Origin of the sequence: uncultured Gulosibacter sp. (assembly GCF_963509965.1) — a bacterium.
Taxonomy (GTDB): domain Bacteria; phylum Actinomycetota; class Actinomycetes; order Actinomycetales; family Microbacteriaceae; genus Gulosibacter.
In genome coordinates this window covers 89,407-115,580 of the sequence record NZ_CAUPDE010000002.1, presented here as the reverse complement: position 1 = coordinate 115,580, position 26,174 = coordinate 89,407, and the positions used below count along the sequence as shown (strand labels likewise).

Here is a 26,174-nt window from a genome sequence, read left to right as displayed (position 1 = left end):
TCACCGAGCCCCGCTACCCTGACAGGGTGACCGACTTCCGTAACGATTACGACGACGCCGACTTCGACACCACCGAGGTAGCACCCGACGCTCCCCTGCTCGAAGAAGTCGACCCGCAGGCACAGCTGCGCGAGGCCGCGCGCGAAGCCGAGGGTAACTACGCGCATCCAGCAACCGACACCGCCCAGGCCGCAGACGCCGCCCGCGAAGTCACCGGCGACGCCCCCGCCGGCCCGCCGCTACACCGAACGGGCGATAGCGACGGGGCTGGCCGCTTCTCGCCCGCTTCAATCACCGTCGTGCATCCCGAAGCCACCGAAATCGAAACCGACCTCACGCAGCCCGCGTTTCGCCCCGTAACACCGGTCGATTTCACCCACGGCACCGGCGCCGGGCCCTACACCGCCGTGCTCTGGGACCTCGACGGCACAATCTCTGACTCGGCCGCAGGCATCATCACCGCCATGCGCAAAACCTTCGACACCTTCCGGATGCCGATCCCCAGTGAAGCAACGCTGCTGAGCTACGTGGGGCCACCGATCATCGACTCGTTCAAACGTGAACATCTCGACGACGCCATTGAAGTGCAGCACGCTCTGCAAACCTACCGTGAAATCCACGACGAACTCGGCCTCGAAGGCACCCCGCCGTTCGCCGGCATCCCCGAGATTATTCGTGCGCTACACGCAGCCGGAATCCCGCAGTCGACCGCCACCAGCAAACCCGAATCGGGCGCCCGACGAGTGCTGCACCACTACGAACTGCTCAACGAGTTTGCAGCGATCACCGGTGCCAGCGAAGACGAATCGCGTTCAAAGAAAGAAGACGTCGTGGCCGAGGCGCTGCGGCGACTGGATGCGCTGGGCGTCGACCTGTCGAATGTGCTCATGATCGGTGACCGCTTCTACGACGTGCAGGGCTCGGCCCAACACGGGGTGCCCTGCGTATACGTCACCTGGGGCTACGGCCGCACCGGTGAAGACGAGGGCGCAGTCGCGGTGGTGAACACCGCCGCGCAGCTCGCCAAAATCCTCGGTGTGCAGCTGTGAGCGAGCGCCATCGGGCACAGCTGCTGGGGTGCGCCGCGGGACTGCTTTCGCTCGTGCTGCTGAGCGGATGCACGCCACCCGGCGGCCCTGATGCACCCGCAGATCGCCCGCAGACAACCGCCGAGGCCTACCCCAAACTGGCCGGTCAGGTCGAAGACGCTCAGGCGCATCCCGGTGGTGCAAACGGCAGCAAGCAAGCCGAGATGGCAGCCACGGCGCTTGAGGTGCTCGACAGTATCCCGGTGGCCGAGCGCACCGAATGGGACGGCCCCTTCGATCGCGCCGCAAGCTTCGGCGATGGTTGGGCCGACCTTGACGGCGACGGCTGCAACACCCGCAACGAAACGCTCGAGGCGCAGCTTGAACAGGTGCAATTGCTGCGTGATAACTGCCGCGTCGACACGGGCGTGCTCGAAGACCCCTACACCGGTGAAACGGTCACCTTCCAGCGCGGGAAGCACTCAAGCGAGCGAGTGCAGATCGACCACGTCGTCGCACTGTACAACGCCTGGCGCACCGGCGCCCAAGATTTGAGCTACGACCAGCGGGTGGCACTCGCCAACGACCCGCTCAATCTGCAGGCGACCCAAGATTGGGTGAACGACGAAAAAATGTCGTCGGATGCCTCCCAGTGGTTGCCGCCGGATGAGACGTACCACTGCACCTATGTTTCGCGACAGATCGCAGTGAAGGCGACCTACCACCTGTGGGTAACCGAGGCTGAGGATGCGGCGATGCGAGAGGTGCTGGCCGGGTGCCGCTAGCGGAGGCGCGCTGGATGAGATACTGCGGGGCACTTAAGGGCGCATGCCCCTAGCCGATGCTAGATTCGTTCGATATTGGAGTTGAAATCTTCCGGCATCGGAAAACACGGACCGTCAACCCAGATAACCACTTCTTGCCGCCCTCGATACGTATCGTATTCAACAGTCAATACAATACGATTCGCCGAAACAAAGACCGTCTCTATGCCACCGGTGGAGTTCGTCACCTGCCGCGCCTCCCAACCATCCTGAGCCCCCAGGTACTCGCGCACCACCGACTCATAGGCCCTAGCTGACGCCTCATCTTTGAAGAACACCGCGGTCGCCGCTGGGTAGTAGTAGTGGTTGCGTTTGTCACATGAGATCAGGCGCCGCGGTGTTTCTCCGGGTTTCGGTGGCTGAGACTCCGCAGGAAGCATCTGATCTTCAGGAGCAAGCTCGATAAGCTCAATAAGAATACTCGAGATCACCCGTTTCGCACTCTGCGCATCCACAATCGGTTCCCCGGCCCACAAATCCGTACCGGTCGGCAACGGCTGCGCAGAGTTTGACGATGAACACCCCGCCAGCAACAGCGACATCCCCAACAAAAGCGCGGCAGACTTCCGCACGAGAAATTCGCGAGCAACCATCAACTCAAACCCCGCTCAATTCCCGAACAGTGCAACTAGGGCTAGGCCGGGCTAGGGCTTCTTGTAGTCGGGCGCGGCCGGGGCGCCGACGAACTCTTCATAGGTGCGCGCACCCGACTCGTGGTAGGCCGCGGCCACATCCTTACCGACGTAACGGAAGTGCCACGGCTCATACTCGTAACCCACCACATCCTGTGTGCCGTTTTCGTAGCGCAGAATGAACCCGTACTTCCACGAGTTTTCTTTGAGCCACTTACCGGGCTTAGTCTCGCCAAAGCAGCCTTCGAGGATGCAATCGGTGTTGGTTTCGAAAATATCCACCGCCAGGCCGGTCTGGTGCTCGCTGTATCCGGGCTTCGCGCTGGTCGCATCCGCCGCTTCCTGACCGAGCTGCTCAACATATTCGGTGTAGAGCTCAGTCTGCAGCTCGTAACTGCGATAGCCGCTGGCAAAGTCGAGGTGATAGCCAGCCTTTCCGGCCGCATCGTAGAGCTCACGCGAAGCATCCGCCGCTTCGCGACGCATCGAGTGGTCATTCGCAGAGGGAACCCCCACACTCGAGAGCTTGACAAGATTCTTGGGCACGAAGTCTTTTGCGAGCGGACGCTGCTTGTTGACGAGCGTGGTGATGCTGTGCGGGTCGTCAATGTTGATCGCCAGCGACTGCGCGGTTTTGGTGGGCTGCTGCGTTGCAGTGGCGGTGGGCGTGGGGGTGCCGGTTGGGATGCTCGTCGGCTCAGCGGCTGGAGTGTCTGCGGGGATGCTCACGGGCGTGCTGGTGGGTGTGGCTGTGCCGGTGGCTGTAGCCACGGCAATCACATTGTTGCTTCCCGGCGCACCGGCGAGCGCCACACCGGCTCCGCCAACAGCGACGCAGGCGACCACCACTGCGGCAGTCAGACCGATGCGCTGGTTGCGTCGAGCGCGTTTGCGTGCACTCACAGCCGCGGCAATCTCGGCTTCACTGTGTGGCAGAGTGGCCTCGTCAGCTGTCTCGAGCTTCTCAGAATCCGCCACCAAGCATCCCTTCACAAAGAATCATCGCGCCGCAGTCACGCACCGCGTGCGTGATCGCGACATCGGCACTACCAGTGCTGAAGCATAACAATTGCGGCACAATTTCTCAGTAAATAATCTCAAGATCCGCCAGAAGATGCAGGCGGATACCAGCGCACCAATTCAGTGCGCGCCCGCACACGAGTGCCGTGCCGCAACGCCACGATCTCACCGTGCCCGGCCGCGAACACACGCCCCGACTGCCGCGCCAAACGGTCGTCGGCGAGCGCCGATTCGAGTTCGCGCACGCGCTTGCGCAGCTCCGACACCTCGCGCCGCAGCTGCACCACCCGCGAAATCCCCTCCAGGCCAATTCCCGCAGCCGACAGCTCACCGATCTCACGCAGCCGGTTCACATCCGCAGTTGAATAGCGCCGCACCCGGCCCGCGGTGCGCGCAGGCACCACGAGGCCAAGCCGGTCGTATTGCCGCAGGGTTTGCGGATGCATCCCCGCCAATTCGGCTGCCACAGCAATCGGAAACACCGGGTCGTCTTCGCCGAACTGTTTATCGGTTGCCTCCACCACCGCGATCACCTGGCCGTTGCCGTGCGAAGCAGATCTTCGCGCGGGTTCTCGGCGGGCGAGGCGGCGATGAACGCATCCAGTGCCGCTTGCTGCTGTTCATTCAGGTGGTTCGGCACCGCAATCTGCAGCTCAACAAGCAGGTCGCCCGTGTGTTTCTTGGTGGCCACACCGCGGCCTTTCACCCGCAGCACGCGGCCGCCACTCGAATTGGCCGGCACCCGCACCTTCACGGGACTACCCGAGAGCGTCGGCACTTCAACGGTGGCACCGTTGACGGCCTCGGCAAAGGTCACCGGCAACTTCATGCGCAGATTGTCGCCGTCGCGCTCAAACACCGGATGCGAACGCACCGAGATTTCGAGGATGATGTCGCCAGCTTCGCCACCGGTGGGGCTCGGGACGCCCTTACCGCGCAGGCGAATCTTCTGCCCATCCTTCACCCCGGCGGGAATGTTCACGGTGAAACTGCGCCCGTCTGTGGTAGACAGGTCGATTTTGCCGCCGCGCACCGCGGTGGTGAAATCAAGCGTCGTTTGTGCGCGCTGGTCTTCACCCCGCTGCGGGGCCGCGCGGCCACCGAAACCGGCGGGGCCGTATCCGCCCGCTCCACCACCAAATAGGCCGCCGAGCAGGTCTTCATAGCCGGGGCCCGCGCCGCCAGCACGGGTCGAATACGACCAGCTGCCGCCGGTGCTGCCCGCGCCCTGGTTGAACAGGCCACCAAAAAGATCTTCGAAACCACCCGCTGCGCCCGGGCCGCCCGCCGAGAAACGGGCACCGGATCCCATCGCGCGAATCTGGTCATATTCCTTGCGTTTCTGCTGGTCAGAAAGCACGTCGTATGCCTCAGAGATCTCTTTGAATTTCTCTTCGGCGGCCCTATCGCCAGGGTTCGAGTCGGGGTGGTACTTGCGCGCCAGCTTGCGGTAGACCTTCTTCAGCTCTGCATTCGAAACATCGCTGCTCACGCCGAGCGTTTTGTAGAAGTCTTTTTCAAACCAGTCTTGGCTCGCCATAGTTCGTCACCCACTTTCGCTGAGTTTGTTGCTGTGTTTGTTATTGGAGTAATTGCTGTTTGAAGGCTGTAAATGGGGCTGTATGAACAGCGCACAGCGTGCGTGCCTTCGCTCCACACGCTGTGCGCCAAGGAGTGTTCGTGATGCCGCTACGAGGCTGGCACGAATACGGCCACCTTGGCCGGGCGCAGTTCGATCTCACCGATGCGGTAGCCAAGCTCGACCACGTCGGCAATCGTCTCTGCCTCAACCTCGGGGTTGGGCAGCTGCGCGATCGCTTCGTGAATTGTCGGGTCGAAAGTTTCGCCCACGGCACCGTAAGGTTCCACGCCCATCCGTTCGATGATGCCCAGCAGCTTGTCGGCAATAACTCGCATCGCCGACCCGTCTTCGAGGTCGCCCGCCTGTTTGGCACGGCCAAGGTCGTCGACCACCGGCAGCAGCTGCTTCACAACCGAGGCGGTGGCGTGGCTGCGCAATTCGGCTTTTTCACGTTCGGTGCGACGACGGTAGTTGGCGTACTCGGCGGTGACGCGACGCAGGTCTTCGAGGTGTTCCGACTCGGGTGCGGCAGCGTCGGCTGGTTCATCTTCTTCGGCTGCCGGCGGTGCCATCGCCTCGTTGAGCAGATCGCGCAGATCGTCCTCGCTGATAGTGGGCAAATCGTCAGCATCCGACTCGGTGGTCGACTCCGCTGCCGGTGTCTCCACGTTGGCAGGGCTGGGCTCAGCGTTCGCCTCGCCACGGCCGGCGGCCGATGCATCAGCTGCACCGGCCGCCGCCATGTCGTCGCGAACCTCGTCGCCCTCGGGCTGGTTGCGGTTCTCGTCGGTCATGGCGTTTTCTTCTCCGTCTACTTGTTCTGCTCGTCTTCGTCGTCAACAACCTCGGCGTCGACGATGTCTTCATCATCGGCCGCGGCGCCGTCGGTGGGAGCCTGCGGCGCAGCCTCTTCCTGGCTGGCAGCGTAGATGGCCTGGCCCAGCTGCTGCTGCGACTCGTTGAGCTTGTCGAGCGCGGCCTTCACGGCGTCGTCGTCTTCACCGGCGAGTGCGGTCTTGAGCGCGTCGACATCTTCCTGCACCGAGTTCTTCACATCGGCGGGGAGCTTATCTTCGTTCTCGTTAATGACCTTCTCAACCTGGTAAGCGGTCGACTCGGCAACGTTGCGCTGCTCGGCAGCTTCACGGCGCTGCTTGTCTTCAGCCTCGTGCTCGGCAGCCTCGCGGATCATGCGGTCGATGTCTTCCTGCGGTAGCTTCGAGCCACCCGAAATGGTCATCGACTGTTCCTTACCGGTGCCCTTGTCGGCGGCCGACACGTGCACGATACCGTTAGCATCGATGTCGAAAGTGACCTCGATCTGCGGGATGCCGCGCGGGGCCGGAGCAATGCCGGTCAGCTCGAACGTACCGAGGGCCTTGTTGTCGCGAGTGAACTCGCGCTCACCCTGGAACACCTGGATCTGCACCGAAGGCTGGTTGTCTTCAGCGGTGGTGAAGGTCTCGGAGCGCTTGGTGGGGATCGCGGTGTTGCGGTCGATGAGCTTGGTCATGATGCCGCCCTTGGTTTCGATGCCGAGACTCAGCGGAGTGACGTCAATGAGCAGCACATCCTTGCGCTCACCCTTCAGCACTGCGGCCTGCAGGGCGGCGCCAACTGCCACGACCTCGTCGGGGTTCACACCCTTGTTGGGTTCGCGACCGCCGGTGAGCTCTTTCACCAGCTCGGTAACGGCAGGCATGCGGGTCGAGCCACCAACGAGCACCACGTGGTTGATGTCGCTCACCTTGACGCCAGCTTCGCGGATCACATCGTTGAACGGCTTCTTGGTGCGCTCGAGCAGGTCGGCGGTGAGTTCCTGGAACTTCGCACGGTTCAGGGTCGTGTCGAGGTTTGCGGGGCCGTCGTTAGTGAGCGAGAGATAGGGCAGCTGGATGTTGGTGCTGGTCGAACTCGACAGCTCCTTCTTCGCCTGCTCGGCAGCTTCTTTCAGGCGCTGCAGCGCGATCTTGTCGTTCGACACGTCAACGCCGGTCTGGCTCTTGAACTCGCCAACGAGGTAGTCAACGACGCGCTGGTCCCAGTCGTCACCACCGAGACGGTTATCACCGGCGGTGGCGCGCACCTGGATGGTCGAGAAGTCGTCGTCCTTACCAACTTCGAGCAGCGACACGTCGAAGGTACCGCCACCGAGGTCGAAGACGAGGATGAGTTCATCCTCTTTACCCTTGTCGAGACCGTAGGCCAGTGCGGCGGCGGTGGGCTCGTTCACGATGCGCAGCACGTTGAGACCGGCGATCTCACCGGCCTCCTTCGTGGCCTGCCGCTCGGCGTCGTTGAAGTATGCGGGAACGGTGATCACAGCGTCGGTGACGGTGTCACCGAGGTAGGTTTCAGCGTCGCGCTTGAGCTTGCCGAGGATGCGGGCCGAGATCTCCTGCGGGGTGTACTTCTTTGAGTCGATTTCTTGGGTCCAGTCGGTGCCCATGTGACGCTTCACCGACGAAATGGTGCGGTCGACGTTGGTGACCGCCTGGCGCTTGGCCGGCTCACCGACCAGCACCTCGCCGTCTTTGGTGAAAGCAACCACCGAGGGGGTGGTACGAGCGCCCTCGGCGTTGGCGATGACCTTCGGCTCGCCACCCTCGAGGACGGACACGACTGAGTTAGTGGTACCGAGGTCAATTCCAACGGCACGAGACATAGTTTGGGCTCCTTTTGTTTAGGGGGTTGTATTGAGAAAGTTCTCGATCGGGGCTCGCAGCGGGCATTCGTAATGAAAACCCCAGATCAAACCCTGAGTCGATCTGACTCAAGAATACACCTGAGCCAAGTCGTGTCAAGTCTGCAAAGCTGAGAGTTGAGTGTGAAAGACTCAACCTTTGCTCTGCCCGCGCTCGCGGCGCCCGCATCCCTCGCCGCGCGCTCCTCGGCGCACTCCCTCGCCGCATCCCCCTCGCCGCGTCCCCGTCGGCGCACCCTCGGCCCATCCCCGTCGGCGCGCCCTCGGCGCATCCCCTCGACCCACGCCCATCGCCCCACCCCGATTTGTGTGCCTCCGTGGCATTTGTATGTGGTACGCCACACACAATTAACGCGAACCCACACAAAACACGCTCGTCACACCATCGCGCGGCCCGGCCCCGTGCATCCGCTCCCAACTCCCCTCGTGTGTGCCTCCGCGGCATTTGTACGTGGTGCACCACACACAATTAACGCGAACCCACACAGAACACGGTGGGGCGCGGCGGGATGCGGTGGGGCGCGGCGGGATGCGGCGGCGTGCGGCGGGATGCGGCGGCGTGCGGCGGGATGCGGCGGGATGCGGCGGGATGCGGCGGGATGCGGCGGGATGCGGCGGGGCACGGCACGCAAGCGAACACACGAGCAAGCAAGCGCGGCAGCGACCCGACGCATTATTCTGGCGGGTGGCGAATCGCACCGCATCCGCACCACCCCCGGCGAACCAACGCACGACGCAACCTCCGACCATCCACAGAATCGAGGCGACCATGACGAACGAACGGTTCGCACGGCTCAAGCTGCTGCTCGGCGACAACGGCCTCGAAAAACTCCAAAACGCCACGGTCATGGTCGTCGGCCTCGGCGGTGTCGGCTCAGCCTGCGCCGAAGCCCTCGCCCGCGGCGGGGTGGGCACGCTCATCCTGCTCGACCGCGACACTATCGAACCCAGCAATATCAACCGGCAGGCCATCGCATTTGTGTCGACAGTCGGCCGAGTCAAGGCCGAAGTCATGGCCGGCATGGTCGCCGACATCAACCCCGACTGCACCGTCCACGCCAAGCAGGTGTACCTTAACCGCGAGAATCTCGCATCCGAATTCGCCCAGTTCCCACGCCCCGACTACGTGATCGACTGCATCGATGTGGTCACCAGCAAAATCGAAATCGCGCAGTGGTGCGCCGAAAACCGCGTCCACCTCATCTCATCAATGGGCGGCGGCAACAAGCTCGACCCGAGCTATCTCAGCTTCGCGAAGATCCACAAAACCAAACTCTGCCCGCTCGCCAAAGCAATCCGGCAGGTGTGCATCCGCCGCCGCATCCGCGGGCTCGAAGTGCTGTATTCATCCGAAGTGCCGGTCAATATCGCCGATAAAGGCAGCGGCACCAAAGCCGAAACCCTCGGCACCATGAGCTACATGCCGCCAATTATGGGGCAGATGCTCGCTGGCAAAGTGATCCGCCGATTGGTTGGCCTCGAAGAAACTCCACTCGCCCCGCGTATCGGCAACCCAGCCGACGAGAACCAACCCCCAACTGAGTCGTGACCGCCCTGCTCGACACCCACTATCACTACGACTTCCTGCCGCCGCGAGCGCGCGGGCCGTTTCTCCAGCAGCTGGCGGATGAGGGCATCACCGTGGTTGCGCAAACGGTCACGCCGTCGGGATTTGTGCGCCTCGAGGCCGACGAACACCAACGCAAGGGGATGCACGCCAGCAGCCAGTCGCGACCGGTGCCGGCACCACTACTCTCGCTCGGTTTTCATCCCTGGTATCTCGGCGACGATACCGAGCATGAGCTCGAGCTGTTTGCCGATGCGCTCGTGCGCACTCGGTTTATTGGCGAGATCGGGCTCGATTTCGCGCCGCGCCGACTTGCTGCAGTGCCGGCAGCGACACAGTTGACGGTGTTGCGCCGGATGCTGCGGGCAGTGCAGCAGGCCTCGGCCGATCGGCAGTTCATCCTGTCGATTCACGCGGTGCGCGCCGTCACCGAGGTGCTTGATCTGCTGGCCGAATGCCGGGTGGATACTGCCGCAATCGTTCCCGTGTTTCACCGCTTCGGTGGCACAAGTGACCAGCTGACGCGACTGGTCCGCGCGGGTGGATATATCTCGGTGGGCACGCAGATGCTCGACACTAAGCGTGGACGAGCCTACGCCACGCAGGTGCCCAACGATCGGCTGTTGCTTGAGACCGACCTGCCAACCGCATCCGATACCGCATCCGAACACGACCCGGCACATGAGGTGACGGCTTCGCTGCGCGCAACCGTCAACGAACTCGCCCGGCTGCGAGGCCTGGATGCAGCGCAACTTACGGCGCGGATTTCGCAAACAAGCTCGCGGCTGTATGGCGCTGTGAGCTAGTTCGGCAGCTCATCTTCTTCGAGTTCGCGCCCGAGCGATCGGGCTTCGAGATGTTCTGCATGCGCAACATCCCACACTTCTTTGGCGGCGAAAATATTGATGGCGATGATGATGACGCCGAGGATGATGTCGGGCCAGCCCGATCGGGTGAGTGCGGTGATGAACCCGATCAGGATGATGAGGATGTTTACGATGACGTCGTTGCGGGCCGAGAGGTAGGCGACGCGTGCCATTGAGCTTCGTGATTTGCGGAAGGGCACGAGGATGAGCGCGCACACCAGGTTGATAACACCGGCGCCGCCAGCGGTGAGCGCGAGCAGTAATGGGTCGGGTGCGTCGGGGTTGATGACTTTGCGGATCGCTTCACCGGCGGCAAAGAGTGCGGGGATGCAGATCAGGTAGGCCAGCACTTTGCCGGTGACCGCGCGGGCGCGCAGCGACCATCCGAGAGCGAGGAAGATCAGGATGTTGATGGCGACGTCTTCGAACAGGTCGATGGAGTCGGCGAGCAGCGACACCGACCCGAGTTTGAGCGCCATGGTGAACTCGACACCGAAGTAGGCAAGGTTGAGGCCCGCAACCCACAGCACCGCGCTGCGGAGCTTGCGTTTCAGTTCGGGCGAGCCGTCCATACGCCAAGTATCACACCGGATGCGGCGGGCTCAAGACAGTGTTCTCGTATGTTGAAAGCACCGCGTTAAGGTTGCGAAACACGAGGTGGTGGTTGATCGCTTATTCAAGCCGGCTGTGCTGCTTGTGTAAGTTCCCGACAGCCGCGGGCAGCCATCGGGGCAGAACCGCAACTCGGCTACTCGGCGAGCCGATACCTCCGATACTTGTTGCGCGGCGGTGCGGTGGCCTCGACCCTGCCTGTATCAATCAGGTGCTTGAGATCACCAAGAATGGTGTTCGGCGAAACTTCCAGCTGCGCTGCGAGTTCTTTCGCAGCGAGCGTTCCATCTGGTGTGTCGCGAAGTACTTCAAGGAGTCTTGCTTGCCGCTTCATCACCGCAGCGCCGGGCAACTTCGACTCCGCACCCTCTATTTCCTGCCCAAGTTCAGAGTCAACGAGAGCATCCGCATCAGCACTATCGGGGATAGAGTCACATCCCACATTGCTCAGGATGTATTTAGCACCACGTCGGTCGCCGATTTTTTCGGCCAGCCCGGACTGAACAAGTTGACCCAGTTCCCGAGTGGCATCAGCGGAGTGGAGACCCCATCCCTGAAGAGTCTGATTACGAACACTGTCTCCGCCCCGCATGACTGCCAGTGCCTGAATCTGCGTGTCGGTAAGCCCTGAGACGCCTAGGTCTGAGATCCACTCCATCACGTCAGCCGAAAGCAGTTCATGATGGCGCACCGTGACCTCAACGCGCCGGAGATTGGCCTCAAACCTGGGCGGCTTCATGCCGGCTTTGTTCAGCTCCCGGAAAATTGCAGGAATACCTGACCCACGGTTTTCAGCGATCAATGAACCGCTCCCGGGAAGCGGCGTCTCCGAGAGCAATTTGGCGAGTAGTGAGTTCCTCGATGACGACACGTCTGGAGCACCAAAGTCACTTGCACTGACTGATCCAAAGAACCCGCCTGGACTTCGCACCACGAGCCGGTCTGCATACAGCTCAACCTGTACCTGCGACCCTCGTCCCTCGGGCGAATAATCACGGTGCATAAGTGCGTTAACAGTCAGTTCACGCAAGACGCTCAGCGGATAATCCCATCGATCGCGGCGATGCGCGCCGTCAATTATCGACGCTCGCCGCATGTTCCTCATCAGGATCTTCAACACATCTTCGACAACCAGTGGGATTGGCCCATCTACAGTGCGGTTTTCGAGGAACCTCTCACCTCGAGGGCCCTCCTCACTCATGTCAGTACCCGGTACCACGACGACCGATACAAACAACTGAGGGAAGAATTCTTGCGGATAGGCCCCAAATGTCAGAAGCCCGGCCAATGTGGGTCGAATAACACCGCCATCATCCTTGACCACGCGAACGCGGCGCAGCACTGCCTCATCCGATAGATCACCGAACGCCCTCGGAGATTGGGTACGCAGCCTTTCAATATAGTTCTCAGTCAGGTCGGCATCCAGATCAGAGAGCACCGCTTCGGGAACAACCTCCATGTCATAGGTAGGTTGCTTCCTATTTTCAATGAGCCGATTCACTTCATAGGTGGTCAGCCTGTGGTCACCCTCACCTGTTCGTATGTAAGACCCTCCGTATTGTCCCTGCGTTTCGATGTAACAGGGCTTCGCATCAGCAGCTAGCTCGGGAACATCAAAGCGAACGATTCGGTGCCCGTCATCAATGAGCTGGATCTCGATTTCCCCACGAACGGGTGGGTGGAGCCTATTGACTGCAACCCCAGCCAACGCATCTCTCAGCGCATCTGCATCGATCTCAACCGGCTCAAAAGAGCTATCGCTCAGCCCGAGCAAGATCGTGCCGCCTTCTCCGTTCGCGAATGCACTGATGGTCGCCAGCAACGATTTTGGAAAACCCCCTGAAGCGGCTTTGACCTCAACACTGGTTGGTTCTGCACCGTGCGCACGGAGACGGTCGACAAGGTCTTGTGTATCGGTCATGCAACACCACCAGTTAGATCAAGCAGTCAGGCCAATTGTGAAGATGTGAAGATGCCTGTGAAGATACCTGTGAAGATGTGAACACGGCTGTGAAGGTAGCATGCGCGCCACCTCACCAAAAGCTTTTCGACGAATTAGTGCTCTTCTTCTTGTCCGGGGACGTGCACGAAAAAACGCGACGAGATGGCGAGCAATTCGCGCATGAGTTCGTATTGGCCGCCGTGCATGTTCCAGATTTCGTCTTCGCCAGCCGCTTCGGGTCGCTCGTAGATCGCGTCGGTTGCGTTGACATCGGCCAGCCAGCCGTTGTCGTAGTACGCCATCAGCGGCTTCATGGCTTCGTTGTATGCCGCAATAGCTTGGAGCCCTTCGGCAGCTTTTTCGTATGCGTCGCGGGCTTTCATGAGGTTGTCTTGCGCGATGTTCAGGCGCTCGAGAGCCGCCTGCTGTTCTGGGGTGTGCTCGGCGGGTGCAGTGTCGTTGCTCATGGTTTTACTGTGGCACACGGCGACCGCCAGCAGCAACGGGTCGGGGGCCTCGGGATTCAGAATCTTATTGATGGCCTCGCCGCCAGCGAACAGGGCAGGGATGAGGATGATGACCGCGAGTACTTTGCCGGTAATCGCGCGGGCACGCAGCGACCAGCCGAGCGCAATGAAGATGAGCACGTTGATCGCGACATCTTCGAACAGGTCGATGGAGTCGGCCAGCAGCGCATCCGAGTGCGGGTGGGGCGGCGTCAGTGCAACAGCTTGGACCGGCCAACCGCACGGATTTGGCATTAACAGGCACACGGACACAGCATTGACAGCTCTAGCGACTAACTGATAAGCCCCCTTATCAACTATTCATTGGGAAGATGTTGAAGGCTCGCTATACGCTGCAAGCAACAGACAACGAACTGGCTCAATAGGCGCGGAAGGAGGCCGCCATGTCGACTCTGACAATGTCGTCGATCGCCCAGCTGGCACACGTGGAGCGGTCAACCGTCTCGGTTTGGCGCAGCCGCTTTGGTGCCGACTCTGCCACCCCATTCCCGGCGCCGGTTCCGGGCACCGAAAACCGATTCGCCACCGACGAGGTGGTGCGCTGGCTCGTTGACACCAAGCACGGCAATAATCGCGAAGTCGAGTTTGATGCACCGCTGTATGACAGCAATCTGCAAGACCTTCTGTCGCCAGCCCACCGCGAACGCGTCATCTCGCTACTCGCACAGGCCCGCGACCACAGCTGCCTGCCGAGTGAGCTTGAAGAGTCCGACATGGCGCAACAGCTTGACAAGCTGTGCGATGCCACCTATTCCGCACAGTCAGCCCTGCAGACCCTGGCGAAGCATGTCGCGCTCACTGAGGAGGGCGTTCGCGAGGAGTCGCTCACCACCAAGGGCATCAATCTGGTCATGGCGGTGCTCGATGCGCTCGCCGAAGATGGCCAGCGGCTGCTCACTGCTTGGTCACTCGGTGCCGCGGCTTTGCTTGCGCGAAACACCTCTGCCGCCGCGGAGCTCCACGAAGATCTCGCGGATGCAAACGCCACGGCCCAGCTTTTCGGCCAGTGCTTCACCCCGCCAGCTGGCCCCGCGGGGTCGAAACTGCATGTCTACATGGCGTTCCACGACGTCGACGACACGCTTTTCTCCGGTATCGAACAGATGGTGCTCGAGCTCGGCCCCTGGGATGCGGCGGTCATTATTGCCCCGACCTCGCTGCTGGTGGATAATCTCGTAGATTTGCCCGAAGCAGCGGCCGCTCGCACGCACCTGCTCGCTCCGCCCCGGGCAGCCACCATCACGCCGCTGCGCTATGTCGCGGCGCTCCCCCAGGGGCTCACTCGCAATAGGGGCCGCATGGCTCTTGGGATGTGGGTGCTCGCGCACACTGAAGATGAGTTCACCGCGTGCGCTTCGCTCCGCCTGCAGAAGCTTTCGGTTGCGGCAGTCGAGGCGATCGCCGGTGATGCGCTTGCAGCTGCGGCAGGTGGCCAGACTGCACGCGAGCGCGGGTTCTTGTCGACCGTGCGGGTGAGCACTAGTTGGCTCGCGAAGCAGCCGCACCTACATGTTGCCCGCCGGCAGTCACTGCCGCTCGACCCGGGCTCGACGCTCGCGCAGGCTTGGACGCTGCGAGATGAGGTCACCGAAGCACTCGATCACCTGGTCATTGAGCCCTCGAACGATGGATCCGATGCGACCATCCCGCACCTGACTTGGCGCGCTGCCACCCGCGCGCGCCGCGCACTTTTCAAAGACATGCCCGGTGCAAAGTTCAGCGGCACGCTCACGCCGCTGCGCAATCGCCAGCAACCGGGAGCGACAGAGTGCTGGGAACGCGAGCAGCTCATCAACCCGACTGTGCCGCTGCGGCTATTCGATCGTTTCGAACTCGAGCTCAACACTGCGAATGCTCCGCTGACGCAGCCGGGTGATGTGGTGTATCTACCTGGCAATGAGCCAGCCGCGCTGGTCGATGGTGTGGGCGGCCGCTTTGTGCGGGCGCCGGTGCGCATCGCGCGGCCAATTCCCGCGCGGCTGCTGCATGACGATCTCGAAGTCGGCACCGTCGCATCCGTACTTGCCGAAGATATCCGCGCCGGTGCGGCGGCAGCGCCAGATGAGCCGCGCATCCGTGCCGTCGCTCGCGAGCGTCTCGAAGACCTCGCCGAGGTCGCGCGCGATCTTGAAGCACGCCGCGAAGCGCATCGCGCCGAAATCGTGGCACTCACCCGTCTTGAGTCCCACTTGCTCTCCGGAGTTTCCGGTGGCGCACTCACTGTAAGTTCACTCTCAGATCGAAAGGATCGCTAACCATGACCGCGAAGGCTGCGCCTTCAACTTCGCGTGAGTTGAAGGCCACACTCTGGAAGGCCGCCGATAAGCTGCGCGGTTCGATGTCGGCGTCGCAGTACAAGGATGTTGTACTCGGCCTGATTTTCTTGAAGTACGTTTCGGATGCGTTCGATGAGCGCCGCGAAACCATCCGCGAGGAGCTGGCTGGCGAGTCAGAAGACTTCATTGCCGCCACGCTCGAGGAGCGCGATGAGTACATCGGTTACGGCGTGTTTTGGGTGCCGGATGTGGCGCGCTGGAGCTACCTGGCTGCCAATGCGAAGGGCATTCCTGCCACCGCTGAAAACGACGCGCACTCGATTGGTGAGCTGGTAGATCAGGCGATGGAGTTCTTGATGCGCGAGAACGAGTCGCTGGTGGGCACGCTGCCGAAAATTTACGGTCGCGACAATATTGATCAGCGCCGTCTCGGTGAACTCATCGACCTGCTCAACTCGGCGCGTTTCAGCGGCCAGGGCCCAGGCAAGGCCCGCGACCTGCTGGGGGAAGTGTACGAGTACTTCCTCGAGAAGTTTGCGCGCAGCGAGGGCAAGCGCGGCGGCGAGTACTACACGCCAGCTTCGGTGGTGCGCACACTGGTGGAGATTCTGGAGCCGCACGAGGGGCGCGTGTACGACCCGTGCTGCGGTTCGGGCGGCATGTTTGTGCAGGCCGAGAAGTTCTTGACTCGCCACAATGAAGACCCGCAGTCGATTGCGGTGTACGGGCAGGAGCTCAACGAGCTGACGTGGAAGCTCGCGAAGATGAACCTGGCCATTCACGGCATTGATTCCACGGGGCTCGGCAGCCGCTGGGGTGACACGTTCGCGCGCGATATTCACCCGGATATGACGGCTGATTTTGTGCTCGCGAACCCGCCGTTCAATATCAAGGACTGGGCGCGCAGCGAGGATGATCCGCGCTGGCGTTACGGTGTGCCGCCGGAGCGCAACGCCAACTTTGCGTGGATGCAGCACATTCTGTCGAAGCTGGCGCCGAACGGTGTTGCCGGTGTGGTGATGGCGAACGGCACGATGACGTCCACCCAGTCGGGCGAGGGCGAGATTCGTCAGGTCATGCTCGAGGATGACGTGGTCTCGTGCATTCTGGCGTTGCCGAGCCAGCTGTTCCGCGGCACACAGATTCCGGTTTGTGTGTGGTTCTTTGCCAAGAACAAGGATGCGGGAGTGCGCGGTTCGATTGATCGGCGCGGCGAGGTGCTGTTCATTGATGCGCGCGAGCTCGGGCACATGGTCGACCGCACGGAGCGCGCCTTTTCGGATGACGATATTGAGCTGATCGCAAACACCTTCCGCACCTGGCGCGGTCGCCCGAGTGCGAAGGGCGAGTATGAGGATGTGCCGGGTTTCTGTAAGAGCGCGACGCTCGAGGAAATTCGCGAGGCCGACTACATGCTGACGCCGGGCCGCTATGTGGGGATTCCCGAGGCCGAGGCCGATGATGAACCGATTGATGAGAAGCTGGCGCGACTGACGCGCGAGCTAAACGAGGCACTGGATGAGTCGGCCCGGCTTGACGCCGAGGTCCGCAAGCAGCTCGGGAGGATTTCATGACTAAGAACCTCGTTCCGATCACTCAATTCCTGACCAATTTTGATGCCGCTCGGGTTCCCGTTCGTGCCGTTGACCGCGAACCGGGAACGATCCCCTACCTAGGCGCGTCTGGAACGGTCGACCACGTTGCCGGGTGGACGCATGAAGGTGACTACCTCTGTATTTCAGAAGACGGAGAAAACTTGCGAAGCCGCCAAACGCCGATTGCGTGGGCCCAACGAGGTAGGTTCTGGGCGAATAACCATGTGCATGTTCTTGGCGGAGTCTCTTTGGAGCGGCTTAGGTTCTTCGCTGCTGCGGTAGCAGTAACGGACATCTCGGGTGCGCTGACTGGTTCTACTCAGCCAAAACTAACTCAGCGTGCATTGGATCAAATCCTTATCCCCGAGTTCGACGCTTCCGCTCAGACAGCAATCGGTGAGGTACTCGGCGCGCTCGATGACAAGATCGCCGCGAACCTCAAACTGGAGCAAACGAGTCTCGAATATTTGTCGGCTCGATGGGAAACGCTCACATCGACCGAGGTCGAGCTGGTCGACTGGGACTCAGTTATCGAAACCAGCCCTAGGCTGCCTAAACCAACTAGCGCGCCCTACACGTTCCTCAATATGCGGGACCTTCCCACCGGTGGATTCTCACCAACTGAATGGGAAACGCGAGATGCATCGAGCGGAACTCGATTCCAGAACGGCGACACCCTGCTCGCTCGAATCACACCATCACTTGAGAACGGCAAGCTCGGGTTCGTGGATTTCCTAGCACCCGAAGAAGTCGGTACTGGCTCAACGGAATACATCGTCCTTCGCCCGAGAATCGGGACGCCACCAGTTCTCCCGTACCTCATCGCGAGAACGAACGAGTTCCGGTCATTTGCGATTCCATTGATGAGCGGTACGTCTGGAAGACAACGGCTTCAGGCTAACTCTCTCTTTGATTACAAGATCGCATGGCCGAAGTCGAACGTTGACCTGGATTTCTTCTACCAAGAGAACGAATCGATCCGACAACGCCTGACAGCGGCACGAGATGAAAACCGCGTCCTCGCCCGCACTCGCGACGAGCTCCTCCCCCTACTCATGAACGGCACCATCACGGTCCGTGAAGCCGAAGATCGCACCAAGGAGGTGCTGTAACCGTGTCATTCATTAGCGAGGCCGACTGGGAATACTGGGCACTCGATGTGCTCGGTGAGCTCGGCTGGCAGCACCGCGACGGCTCAGCCGTCGCTCCCGGTACTGGCGAACGATCAAGCTGGCGCGACCTCGTGCTTGAAAACACCCTGCTGCGTGCCCTTCGCAACCTCAACCCCGAGGTCCCCGAACAATACCTGCGGCAGGCAATCGCCGAGGTGACCACACCGCAATCGCAGGATGCCATCACCGAGAACTACCGCATCCACCAGATTCTCGTGAACGGCTACCGCGGCATCGTCTACATCGACGATGCCACCGGCACCGAGCAGAACCCAACCATCCGGTTCATCTCGGCCGACCCCAGCCGCAATATCGCCGAGGCCATCAACCAGGTCACCATCCGCAGCCGCGAACACGAGCGCCGCTTCGACATCGTGCTCTACCTCAATGGCCTGCCGGTGTCGTTCATCGAACTCAAACAGGCTGGCAGCAAGAACGCCACCGCCGAGCAGGCCTACAACCAGCTGCGCACCTACCTCAGCGAGTTCCCGATGGCGTTTCGCTTCGCCACATTCGTTGTCGTCACCGACGGCATCACCGCGAAATACGGCACCCCGTTCACCCCCTGGAACCACTTCGCGCCCTGGAATGTGGACGATGACGGTGCCCTGCTCGCAGCCCTCGAAGTCGACGCCGACGGCCGCGCCGGCACCCAGTTTGAATCCACCCTCCACGGCCTCTACAACGAAGAGCGCTTCGGGCAACTCATGCGCGAGTTCATCGCCTTCGACGAAGACGCATCGGGGCTCACCAAGCGCATCGCCAAACCCCACCAGTACTTCGCCGTCTCGAAGGCTGTCGGCAAGACCGCCTACGCCATGCGTCACGATGGCCGCGCTGGCGTGGTGTGGCACACGCAGGGCTCCGGCAAGTCGATGGAGATGGAGCTGTTCACGGCCAAGGTGCTGCGCGACCCCGCCTTCGCCAACCCCACCGTGGTCGTGATCACCGACCGCACCGAACTCGACACGCAGCTTTTCGACAGCTTCGCGAAATCGACGCTGCTGCCCGAGCATCCGCAATCGGTCAATTCCCGAGCCGAACTGCGCAACGAACTGGCTGAGCGCCGCACCGGCGGCATCTACTTCACCACCCTGCAAAAGTTCGGGCTTACCGCCACCGAACGCGAAATGGGCGCCGAGCATCCGATGCTGTCTGATCGCCGCAACATCATCGTGGTGGTGGATGAAGCTCACCGCAGCCACTACGACTCCCTCGACGGCTACGCCAGCCACCTGCGCTCTGCTCTCCCGCACGCGACCCTCATTGCGTTCACTGGTACGCCAATCGCCGAGGGCGAGCGCGACACCCGCCGCGTGTTCGGTGACGATATCGACGTGTACGACCTCTACCGCGCGGTAGAAGACGGCGCGACCGTCCCCGTCGCGTTCGAGCCCCGGCTCATCCAGGTGGCCCGCGCCGAGGGAATGGATGATGACAAACTCGACAACGCCGCCGAAGAAGCCACCAGCGGCCTCGACGAGGCCGACCGGAAACGCCTCGAACGCAAAATCCTTGCGCTCGAAACCCTGTATGGCGCCCCCGAACGCATCAAGGTGCTTGCCGCCGACATCGTGGCCCACTGGGAACAGCGCCGCGAAGCCATGCAGCAATTCATCAGCTGCCCCGGCAAGGGAATGATCGTGTGCGCCACCCGCAGCATCGCCGCACAACTCTACGAAGAGATTGTGAAGCTGCGGCCCGACTGGCACGATGACGCCGACGACAAGGGCCGCATCAAGGTGGTTTACACCGGTCAGCCCACCGATCCGCCCGAGATCACCAAACACCTGCGCCGCCCAAGCGCCATCGCCGCAGTCAAGAACCGGATGAAAGACCCCGATGACGAACTCGAGCTCATCATCGTGAAAGACATGATGCTCACCGGGTTCGACGCGCCGGCCCTGCACACGCTTTATGTCGACCGGCCGCTGCGCGGCGCCCTGCTCATGCAGACCCTCGCCCGGGTGAACCGCACGTTCCGCGGCAAGGAGGACGGTCTGCTGGTGGCTTACGCACCGCTGACCGACAACCTGCAGGAGGCGCTGAGCGAATTCACTCGCCCCGGTCCCGACGGCAACCGCCCCACCTTCCCTGGGAAAACCGCGGACGAGGCGCTCGAGCTGCTGACGAAAACGCTCGCCAAGCTCGACGAAATCACCGGTGCACAGTGGCGCAGCGACATTGAACAGGTGGGCCATCAACAGGCGGTCCTGCGCACGGTGTCGCACCTGCGCTCCCCCGCAACACCCGGCAACCGGGTAGAAGGTGACCCAGAAGCGCGACCACTGGCCACCCAGTTCCACACCTGGTCGGCACGGATGGCACGAGCCTGGGCGCTCACCGCGAGCAACCCCGACGCCGAGCAGTACCGTGGCGCGGCACGCTTCTACGAAGAGGTGCGTGTGTGGATGGCAAAGCTCGACGCGCAGGAACGCGTCGCCCGCGGTGAACCCATCCCCGAGGAAGTCAGCCGCTTGCTCGGCAACCTGGTGGTTACCTCAACCACTAGCGAGGGTGTCATTGACATCTACCGCGAAGCGAATGTCGAGTTGCCCGACCTGAGCCAGCTCACCCCCGAGTGGGTTGCCGACGCTGCGCAACCGAGCAAGGCACAACTCGCGATCGAGGCGTTGAAGGCGCGCATCCTCGAAAATTCACGCGAGGCCACTCGCGGGAACGAGGTGGCGGCTGCCAAATTCTCGGAACGCGTGAACAACCTGATGATTCGCTATACAAACCAGCAGCTCACCAATGCCGAGGTGCTGGCGGCACTCGTGGAGCTGTCGAAGGAAGTGGTTGCGGAAGCATCCCGCGGACAGCAATTCTCGCCGCCGCTGAGCGCCGACGAGCTCGCGTTTCACGACCTGCTCGCGCTCAACGAATCGGCCATCACTGAGCTCGGTGATGACACTCTCGCGGCCATCGCGCGCGACATCGTTGCCACGATGCGCCGCGACACCCGCACCGACTGGACTGTCCGCGCCGATGTGAAGGCGAAACTGCGCGCCACCGTGCGCCGGCTGCTGCGCAAATACAACTACCCGCCCGACAAGACCGATGAGGCAATCAAGGCTGTGATTAGCCACATGGAGAACATCGCGCCGCGATTTGCGGAGGAGCAGGGTGGTGCCGAAGCGGGTGACCGATGAGTAGTTCGACCATTTATCACTACACAACCGCCCAGGGCCTGCTTGGGATTATTCAGAATCAAGAAATCTGGGCCACGCGCAGTCTGTTCTTGAATGATCCAAGTGAAGTGGTTTTCGCAGCGACCACGCTCGTGGACATGCTCCAGGCGAGACTTAAGGACGCTACTAATGAGTCTGTAAACCTACCGGTCTTGGAGAAGCTCATCGAGCGAATTCCTCGGGAGTTCGCACAGCCTCTGCTTTTCGAACAGTACGTCGAACACGTGCCGTTCATTGCGAGTTTCAGCCGCGACTCCTCGTGAGATCAAGGAAGGGCATGAGAAGAACTTCGGGCTCTTGACGCACGTTTCCGATGTGAAGTATGGCGTCGACCCCATCAAATCACTCGTTGAAGAATGTTGGGAAGCAGTAACGAGTCCTGACGAAGTCGAAGACGAAGACCAGACAGCACGCGCAGTCATCAGCCGACTCGCAGGAGCTCTGCCCCTAATCAAACACGAGGCGCACCAGTCTGAGGGCGAGACGCGACTTCTTGCAAATGAAACCGGGGACCTCGCGCCCTTACGCCGAGTGAGAACGACAGATAGAGGCCTCGCTTCATACCACGCCGTGACTTTTCCGCCCGAGGCCATCGTGAGTATTCGATGTGCCCCGGAACCGACCTCGCGACCACGAAGTCAGCCTTGGCTGACCTCTTGGGTGATGGCGGACGTGGCCGCTGGGCTCACGTACAAATCGAACACAGCACCATCCCGGTGGTGCTGTGAATAACTCCGCCTGTGCATAGTCGCGTTAGTGTCGGTGGCGCTAAGTACAGTGAGCCATACTCGATCACATGAAAAGGGAGGACGCGATGACGTTGGCCGAGCTGAGCGAACTTATTGAAGTTCAGCAGTACCGTGCAGACGATATTGCTTCGCGCCGTGCCGAACTACTTCGCAGCGTCGGTAAGTCCTACGACGAGCTCATCCGCATTGAACGTGAGCACGAGCTGACTCTTGAGGAAGATGCCGTACTCCAGCAGCTTCGCAGCTTGGATTTCCTCGAGGGTAATGAGCGGGACAACTGACACTGCTGGCGATCTCAGCGATCTCAACCGACGCAGCCGAGAATTTGCTGGCGAAGTGCTCTTCATGCTGAGCGAGGTTCTACCCGGTGAAGTCAAGTGTTTCCTGCCCCAGGTAGCAACCGATGTCGACAAGGCGACCGTGACCGTCGACTTCATCCGGATCCCGATGTATGTCGAGCAACAGGAAATCCTCAACCTGAGCATCTCGTATCACCTCACTGCACGCGCGCCCGGTGATGGCAGTCTTACAGTCGAAAAGTCCGCGTTTAAGTTCTGGGTGCACGGCGTCAAGATGCCGCTGTTCACTCTCGACTACTTGCGGAACGCGAGCGGAGGTATTCCGGTTGCCCATTACAACGTCTACGCAAAACGCGACGACATGACGTGGGCCATGGCTAACGCAGGCCGAGCTTTTCGAGGAAAGCGCCGCCGCAAGCGGATTGACCAAGGCGAGCGATCACCCCAGTTCAGCGACCTGCACTTCCCCACCGGGGGTTCTCGGTTTCGACCCTCGCTCGAAGATGTATTGCAATTCGCAATTCTTGAATTTGGCATTGATACGCGACCCGACGCAATCGCGACGCTTGCAGAAGGGCGACGAAATTGGCGCCAACTGCAGCTTCGTGCGGCGATCGGAGACAACCTGCTCACAGCCGCTGATGAGCTACGAGCCCACGGCTTTGAAGTTGTCGCCCCGAAAAAACAATTTGCTGCTCGTGCCGAACGCCTTGAGCAGTATTGAGTGGTTTGAAGCGACAACCCCAGTTCGCCCGCTGTTCACCCGCGGCAACCATGCTGCATCCAGGCACTCGCATCGGCGCAGCACCTACGCGCACCGACCGCGAGCTCACCCCAAACCAGCAGCGTCGATGAAGGACAAAATCCGTGAAACTCCGCACCGCCGTGCTCACTGCTGCCGCTGCAGCACTGGCACTTTCGAGCGTCGCAACCACCGCGGTCGCTGAAGAATCCGCATCCAGCACTGAAAGCCTGAAGGTCGCCACTTTCAACGCCAGCCTCAACCGCAACGAATCCGGACAGCTGCAGGCCGACCTCGGCACTCCCGACAACGAGCAGGCCCAAAACATCGCCGAAACCATCCAGCGCACCGAACCCGATGTGGTGCTCATCAACGAGTTCGACTACGACGCCGAAGGCAAGTCGGTGCAGCTGTTCAGCGACAACTACCTCAAGCGGTCGCAGAACGGCGCACCCGCCATCGACTACCCCTATTCGTGGAGCGGCCCGGTGAACACCGGTGTTCCCAGCGGTTTCGACCTCAACAACGATGGCAAGGTCGGCGGCCCCGATGACGCGTTCGGGTTCGGGCTGTTCCCCGGCCAGTACGGCTTCGTCGTCTACTCGAAATACCCGATCAGCACCGAGGATGTGCGCACCTTCCAGAACTTCCTGTGGAAAGACATGCCCGGTGCCTACCTGCCCGAAAACCCCGACGGCACGCCCTGGTACAGCGAAGAAGAGCTCGCGGTGATGCCACTGTCATCGAAAACTCACGCCGATATCCCCGTGGATGTGAACGGCACCACGGTGCACGTGCTCGCCGCGCATCCCACCCCGCCATCGTTTGACGGCGAAGAAAAACGCAACCAGAAACGCAACCACGACGAGATTCGCATCTGGAGCGACTACGTTTCAGGCAATGCCGAATACCTCTACGATGACAAGGGCGTAACCGGTGGGCTCGCAGCCGACGCCAACTTCGTAATCGTCGGCGACTACAACGCCGACCCGTTCGACGGCGACTCGTGGCAGGGTGCGATTGATCAGCTGCTCAAGAACGACAACATCCTCGACCCCATGCCTACTTCGGCAGGCGGCGTTGAAGCTGCTGGCCAGGGCGGCGCAAACGCAACCCACGTCGGCGACCCGAAGTACGACACCGCCGACTTCAACGACAGTCCCGCCCCCGGTAATCTGCGCGTCGACTATGTGCTCGCGAACAGCTCGGCTACAGCAGTGGATGCTGGCGTGTTCTGGCCCACACGCGACGACGAGCTTTTCCGGCTGACGGGTGAATACCCCTTCCCCACCTCAGATCACCGCCTCGTGTGGGTGAACTTCGAGTTCCCGGCGGCAGCATCCGCAACCCCCGAACCCACCGAGACCCCGCTGCCACCCGCCACAGAAACCGAAACCTCCGACCCCACTGCAACTGCGGCGCCTGCGCCCGAGACTACGGCTGCCACCATCGCTGCGCCGGTGCCCGCTACAACTGATAACGGTCGCCAGGATGCAGCCGCCAAGCTCGCGACTACCGGTGCATCCGGTCTTTCGATGCTGGTCGGGGCAGCGGCCGCGGTAATCGCCGCCGGCGTCGCATTCACGCTGCGCCGCCGCAACGCCGACCGCTAGCGCCGTGGCCCCTGAGTGGGAGCTCGCCAAGTGCGGGCTCCCACTTCGCTTCTGCTTCTGCGCTCGCCTCCGGCCTCGTCACGGTGCCACTTGCCGCACATCCCCCAGTAAATGGCACCCCCACCGACAAATGGCACCCGCATGCCGGTGCCACTAGTACGCAGCGGTGCCACTTGTGGCACATCCGCCTGCAAATGGCACCACCACCGAGCACACTCAGCACCACCGCACTCGCCCACGCCTACCAACTCCCCACCCGCACAGCGCAGCCACGGTGCCACTTCCGACACACCCGCCTGCAAATGGCACCACCACCGACAAATGGCACCCACATACCGATGCCACCAGTACGCCGCGGTGCCAGAAGCGCAGGGAGGCGCGGTGCATGGGTGACGTGAGTGGGAATGGGTGACGTGGGCATGTGCGGGCGGGCACGAGCGGGGCGCGAGTGGAGCGCCCCACACTGCATCCACGTTGTGTGTGCCTTCGCGTCATTTGTATGTGGCAGAACACACACAAATGACGCGGAGCCACACAATTCCGAACGGGAAGCCACGATTCGGCGGGCGGGGAGAAGGCGGGCGGGGAGAACGCGGGCGGGGAGAACGCGGGCGGGGAGAACGCGGGCGGCGGGCGCTGCAACAATAGGGATGCACGAGAAAGGAGCCTATGGACGCGTTCATCACGCTCTTCGCGATCAGCTGGCAGGAGGCGGTTGCGGTCGTGGTCTCGGCCGTGGCCATCTACTTCGTTTTTTTGCTGCTGGTGCGGCTGCTCGGCGCGCGCGTCATCTCGCAGCTGTCGACATTCGATGCGCTTGTAGCCATCATGCTCGGCGCGGTCGCCGGCCGCGTCATCCTGATGGACACACCGGTTCTGCCCGCGGGCATCCTGGGGCTGGGAACGCTTTTTCTGCTCGAAGTCACGATCGGCCAGCTCGGTCGCCACGCCCGCGCCGATCGGATCATCAACGAGCGCCCCATCGTGCTCGTTGATGCCGGCGAAGTTTTGGATGCGGGGCTTCGGCAAGCTCACATGTCTCGGGATGAACTGGCCAGCTCACTGCGCCTGGCCGGAGTGCGGCAGATCAGCGAAGTAGAACTCGCGGTGTTTGAACCAAACGGGCGAGTGTCAGTGCTGCGCACCGGTGCCACCATCGATGCTGAGGTGCTCGGCTCAGTTCGGCGCACCCCTAATTCTCGCCAATAACCCACTGGCAACCTCGGCCACCTA

The 26,174-nt window shown here is 61.6% G+C and carries 23 protein-coding genes; 13 read left to right on the top strand and 10 right to left on the bottom strand.

Going from position 1 to position 26,174, the window contains the following annotated elements; translation table 11 throughout:
- Window positions 1-26: 26 nt before the first annotated feature.
- The gene (locus RQ865_RS02515) at window positions 27-1,049 is read left to right on the top strand and encodes an HAD hydrolase-like protein (RefSeq protein ID WP_311477245.1); all 1,023 of its coding nucleotides are present in this window, start codon (window positions 27-29) and stop codon (window positions 1,047-1,049) included.
- A complete protein-coding gene (locus tag RQ865_RS02510; RefSeq protein WP_311477243.1) occupies window positions 1,046-1,813 on the top strand; it encodes an HNH endonuclease family protein in 768 nt (255 codons plus the stop codon). Before RQ865_RS02515 ends, RQ865_RS02510 begins: the two co-directional genes overlap by 4 nt.
- Before the next feature lie 59 nt (window positions 1,814-1,872).
- Here RQ865_RS02510 and RQ865_RS02505 read toward each other — a convergent pair whose 3' ends face one another.
- From RQ865_RS02505 to RQ865_RS02475, 7 genes are all read right to left on the bottom strand, one after another.
- Entirely contained in the window at window positions 1,873-2,445 is a 573-nt protein-coding gene (locus tag RQ865_RS02505; RefSeq protein ID WP_311477241.1) for a hypothetical protein, read from the bottom strand.
- Between the two features lie 51 nt (window positions 2,446-2,496).
- The gene (locus RQ865_RS02500; protein WP_311477240.1) at window positions 2,497-3,462 is read right to left on the bottom strand and encodes a M15 family metallopeptidase; all 966 of its coding nucleotides are present in this window, start codon (window positions 3,460-3,462) and stop codon (window positions 2,497-2,499) included.
- 119 nt (window positions 3,463-3,581) lie between these two features.
- Window positions 3,582-4,025: a heat shock protein transcriptional repressor HspR gene (locus RQ865_RS02495; protein ID WP_311477238.1), complete on the bottom strand. Its 444-nt coding sequence runs from the start codon at window positions 4,023-4,025 to the stop codon at window positions 3,582-3,584.
- Between the two features lie 8 nt (window positions 4,026-4,033).
- The gene (locus RQ865_RS02490; protein ID WP_311477237.1) at window positions 4,034-5,044 is read right to left on the bottom strand and encodes a DnaJ C-terminal domain-containing protein; all 1,011 of its coding nucleotides are present in this window, start codon (window positions 5,042-5,044) and stop codon (window positions 4,034-4,036) included.
- 149 nt (window positions 5,045-5,193) lie between these two features.
- The gene (locus RQ865_RS02485) at window positions 5,194-5,880 is read right to left on the bottom strand and encodes a nucleotide exchange factor GrpE (RefSeq protein WP_311477236.1); all 687 of its coding nucleotides are present in this window, start codon (window positions 5,878-5,880) and stop codon (window positions 5,194-5,196) included.
- A 17-nt stretch (window positions 5,881-5,897) separates the two neighbouring features.
- Window positions 5,898-7,751, bottom strand: a complete 1,854-nt coding sequence (gene dnaK, locus RQ865_RS02480) for a molecular chaperone DnaK (RefSeq protein WP_311477234.1) — start codon at window positions 7,749-7,751, stop codon at window positions 5,898-5,900.
- 508 nt (window positions 7,752-8,259) lie between these two features.
- Entirely contained in the window at window positions 8,260-8,418 is a 159-nt protein-coding gene (locus RQ865_RS02475) for a hypothetical protein (RefSeq protein WP_311477233.1), read from the bottom strand.
- Window positions 8,419-8,559: 141 nt separating this feature from the next.
- Between RQ865_RS02475 and RQ865_RS02470 the strand changes: the two genes are divergently transcribed.
- Together RQ865_RS02470 and RQ865_RS02465 are read left to right on the top strand one after the other, a co-directional pair.
- Entirely contained in the window at window positions 8,560-9,339 is a 780-nt protein-coding gene (locus tag RQ865_RS02470; protein WP_311477231.1) for a ThiF family adenylyltransferase, read from the top strand.
- Complete coding sequence (locus tag RQ865_RS02465) at window positions 9,336-10,163, top strand: TatD family hydrolase (protein WP_311477230.1); 828 nt, start codon at window positions 9,336-9,338, stop codon at window positions 10,161-10,163. Before RQ865_RS02470 ends, RQ865_RS02465 begins: the two co-directional genes overlap by 4 nt.
- Here RQ865_RS02465 and RQ865_RS02460 read toward each other — a convergent pair.
- The 3 genes from RQ865_RS02460 to RQ865_RS02450 all read right to left on the bottom strand — a co-directional run bounded on the left by RQ865_RS02460 (window position 10,160) and on the right by RQ865_RS02450 (window position 13,538).
- Window positions 10,160-10,795 (bottom strand): cation transporter, encoded by a 636-nt coding sequence (locus RQ865_RS02460; protein ID WP_311477228.1) that lies wholly within the window; start codon window positions 10,793-10,795, stop codon window positions 10,160-10,162. The genes RQ865_RS02465 and RQ865_RS02460 overlap by 4 nt on opposite strands.
- Window positions 10,796-10,971: 176 nt before the next feature.
- On the bottom strand, window positions 10,972-12,756 hold the full coding sequence (locus tag RQ865_RS02455; RefSeq protein WP_311477226.1) for an ATP-binding protein: 1,785 nt from the start codon (window positions 12,754-12,756) through the stop codon (window positions 10,972-10,974).
- A 134-nt stretch (window positions 12,757-12,890) separates the two neighbouring features.
- Entirely contained in the window at window positions 12,891-13,538 is a 648-nt protein-coding gene (locus tag RQ865_RS02450; RefSeq protein ID WP_311477224.1) for a hypothetical protein, read from the bottom strand.
- Window positions 13,539-13,687: 149 nt separating this feature from the next.
- On the opposite strand from RQ865_RS02450, the gene RQ865_RS02445 reads away from it, so the two are divergent.
- The 9 genes from RQ865_RS02445 to RQ865_RS02405 all read left to right on the top strand — a co-directional run bounded on the left by RQ865_RS02445 (window position 13,688) and on the right by RQ865_RS02405 (window position 26,150).
- Window positions 13,688-15,559 carry a hypothetical protein gene (locus tag RQ865_RS02445; RefSeq protein WP_311477222.1) on the top strand — a complete coding sequence of 624 codons (1,872 nt, stop codon included), beginning with the start codon at window positions 13,688-13,690 and terminating at the stop codon, window positions 15,557-15,559.
- Window positions 15,560-15,561: 2 nt separating this feature from the next.
- Complete coding sequence (locus tag RQ865_RS02440) at window positions 15,562-17,154, top strand: class I SAM-dependent DNA methyltransferase (RefSeq protein ID WP_311477220.1); 1,593 nt, start codon at window positions 15,562-15,564, stop codon at window positions 17,152-17,154.
- Entirely contained in the window at window positions 17,151-18,287 is a 1,137-nt protein-coding gene (locus RQ865_RS02435; RefSeq protein WP_311477218.1) for a restriction endonuclease subunit S, read from the top strand. The genes RQ865_RS02440 and RQ865_RS02435 overlap by 4 nt, the downstream gene beginning before the upstream one ends.
- Before the next feature lie 2 nt (window positions 18,288-18,289).
- Complete coding sequence (locus tag RQ865_RS02430) at window positions 18,290-21,499, top strand: type I restriction endonuclease subunit R (protein ID WP_311477216.1); 3,210 nt, start codon at window positions 18,290-18,292, stop codon at window positions 21,497-21,499.
- Window positions 21,496-21,801: a hypothetical protein gene (locus RQ865_RS02425; RefSeq protein ID WP_311477214.1), complete on the top strand. Its 306-nt coding sequence runs from the start codon at window positions 21,496-21,498 to the stop codon at window positions 21,799-21,801. Before RQ865_RS02430 ends, RQ865_RS02425 begins: the two co-directional genes overlap by 4 nt.
- A gap of 551 nt (window positions 21,802-22,352) precedes the next feature.
- Window positions 22,353-22,568, top strand: coding sequence for a hypothetical protein (locus tag RQ865_RS02420; RefSeq protein ID WP_311477212.1), 216 nt, complete (start codon window positions 22,353-22,355; stop codon window positions 22,566-22,568).
- A 139-nt stretch (window positions 22,569-22,707) separates the two neighbouring features.
- The gene (locus tag RQ865_RS02415) at window positions 22,708-23,310 is read left to right on the top strand and encodes a hypothetical protein (protein WP_311477210.1); all 603 of its coding nucleotides are present in this window, start codon (window positions 22,708-22,710) and stop codon (window positions 23,308-23,310) included.
- 143 nt (window positions 23,311-23,453) lie between these two features.
- Window positions 23,454-24,941 (top strand): endonuclease/exonuclease/phosphatase family protein, encoded by a 1,488-nt coding sequence (locus RQ865_RS02410; protein ID WP_311477208.1) that lies wholly within the window; start codon window positions 23,454-23,456, stop codon window positions 24,939-24,941.
- Window positions 24,942-25,610: 669 nt separating this feature from the next.
- Window positions 25,611-26,150: a YetF domain-containing protein gene (locus RQ865_RS02405; RefSeq protein ID WP_311477206.1), complete on the top strand. Its 540-nt coding sequence runs from the start codon at window positions 25,611-25,613 to the stop codon at window positions 26,148-26,150.
- The last annotated feature ends 24 nt before the right edge of the window (window positions 26,151-26,174 follow it).

Bases quoted from the DNA above. Each gene is read 5' to 3' on its own strand.
- RQ865_RS02505 (WP_311477241.1), bottom strand. From the start codon at position 2,445: ATGGTTGCTCGCGAATTTCTCGTGCGGAAGTCTGCCGCGCTTTTGTTG.
- RQ865_RS02435 (WP_311477218.1), top strand. From the start codon at position 17,151: ATGACTAAGAACCTCGTTCCGATCACTCAATTCCTGACCAATTTTGAT.
- RQ865_RS02405 (WP_311477206.1), top strand. From the start codon at position 25,611: ATGGACGCGTTCATCACGCTCTTCGCGATCAGCTGGCAGGAGGCGGTT.
- RQ865_RS02490 (WP_311477237.1), bottom strand. From the start codon at position 5,044: ATGGCGAGCCAAGACTGGTTTGAAAAAGACTTCTACAAAACGCTCGGC.
- RQ865_RS02470 (WP_311477231.1), top strand. From the start codon at position 8,560: ATGACGAACGAACGGTTCGCACGGCTCAAGCTGCTGCTCGGCGACAAC.
- RQ865_RS02420 (WP_311477212.1), top strand. From the start codon at position 22,353: ATGACGTTGGCCGAGCTGAGCGAACTTATTGAAGTTCAGCAGTACCGT.
- RQ865_RS02440 (WP_311477220.1), top strand. From the start codon at position 15,562: ATGACCGCGAAGGCTGCGCCTTCAACTTCGCGTGAGTTGAAGGCCACA.
- RQ865_RS02450 (WP_311477224.1), bottom strand. From the start codon at position 13,538: ATGCCAAATCCGTGCGGTTGGCCGGTCCAAGCTGTTGCACTGACGCCG.
- RQ865_RS02455 (WP_311477226.1), bottom strand. From the start codon at position 12,756: ATGACCGATACACAAGACCTTGTCGACCGTCTCCGTGCGCACGGTGCA.
- RQ865_RS02445 (WP_311477222.1), top strand. From the start codon at position 13,688: ATGTCGACTCTGACAATGTCGTCGATCGCCCAGCTGGCACACGTGGAG.
- RQ865_RS02460 (WP_311477228.1), bottom strand. From the start codon at position 10,795: ATGGACGGCTCGCCCGAACTGAAACGCAAGCTCCGCAGCGCGGTGCTG.
- dnaK (WP_311477234.1), bottom strand. From the start codon at position 7,751: ATGTCTCGTGCCGTTGGAATTGACCTCGGTACCACTAACTCAGTCGTG.
- RQ865_RS02485 (WP_311477236.1), bottom strand. From the start codon at position 5,880: ATGACCGACGAGAACCGCAACCAGCCCGAGGGCGACGAGGTTCGCGAC.
- RQ865_RS02425 (WP_311477214.1), top strand. From the start codon at position 21,496: ATGAGTAGTTCGACCATTTATCACTACACAACCGCCCAGGGCCTGCTT.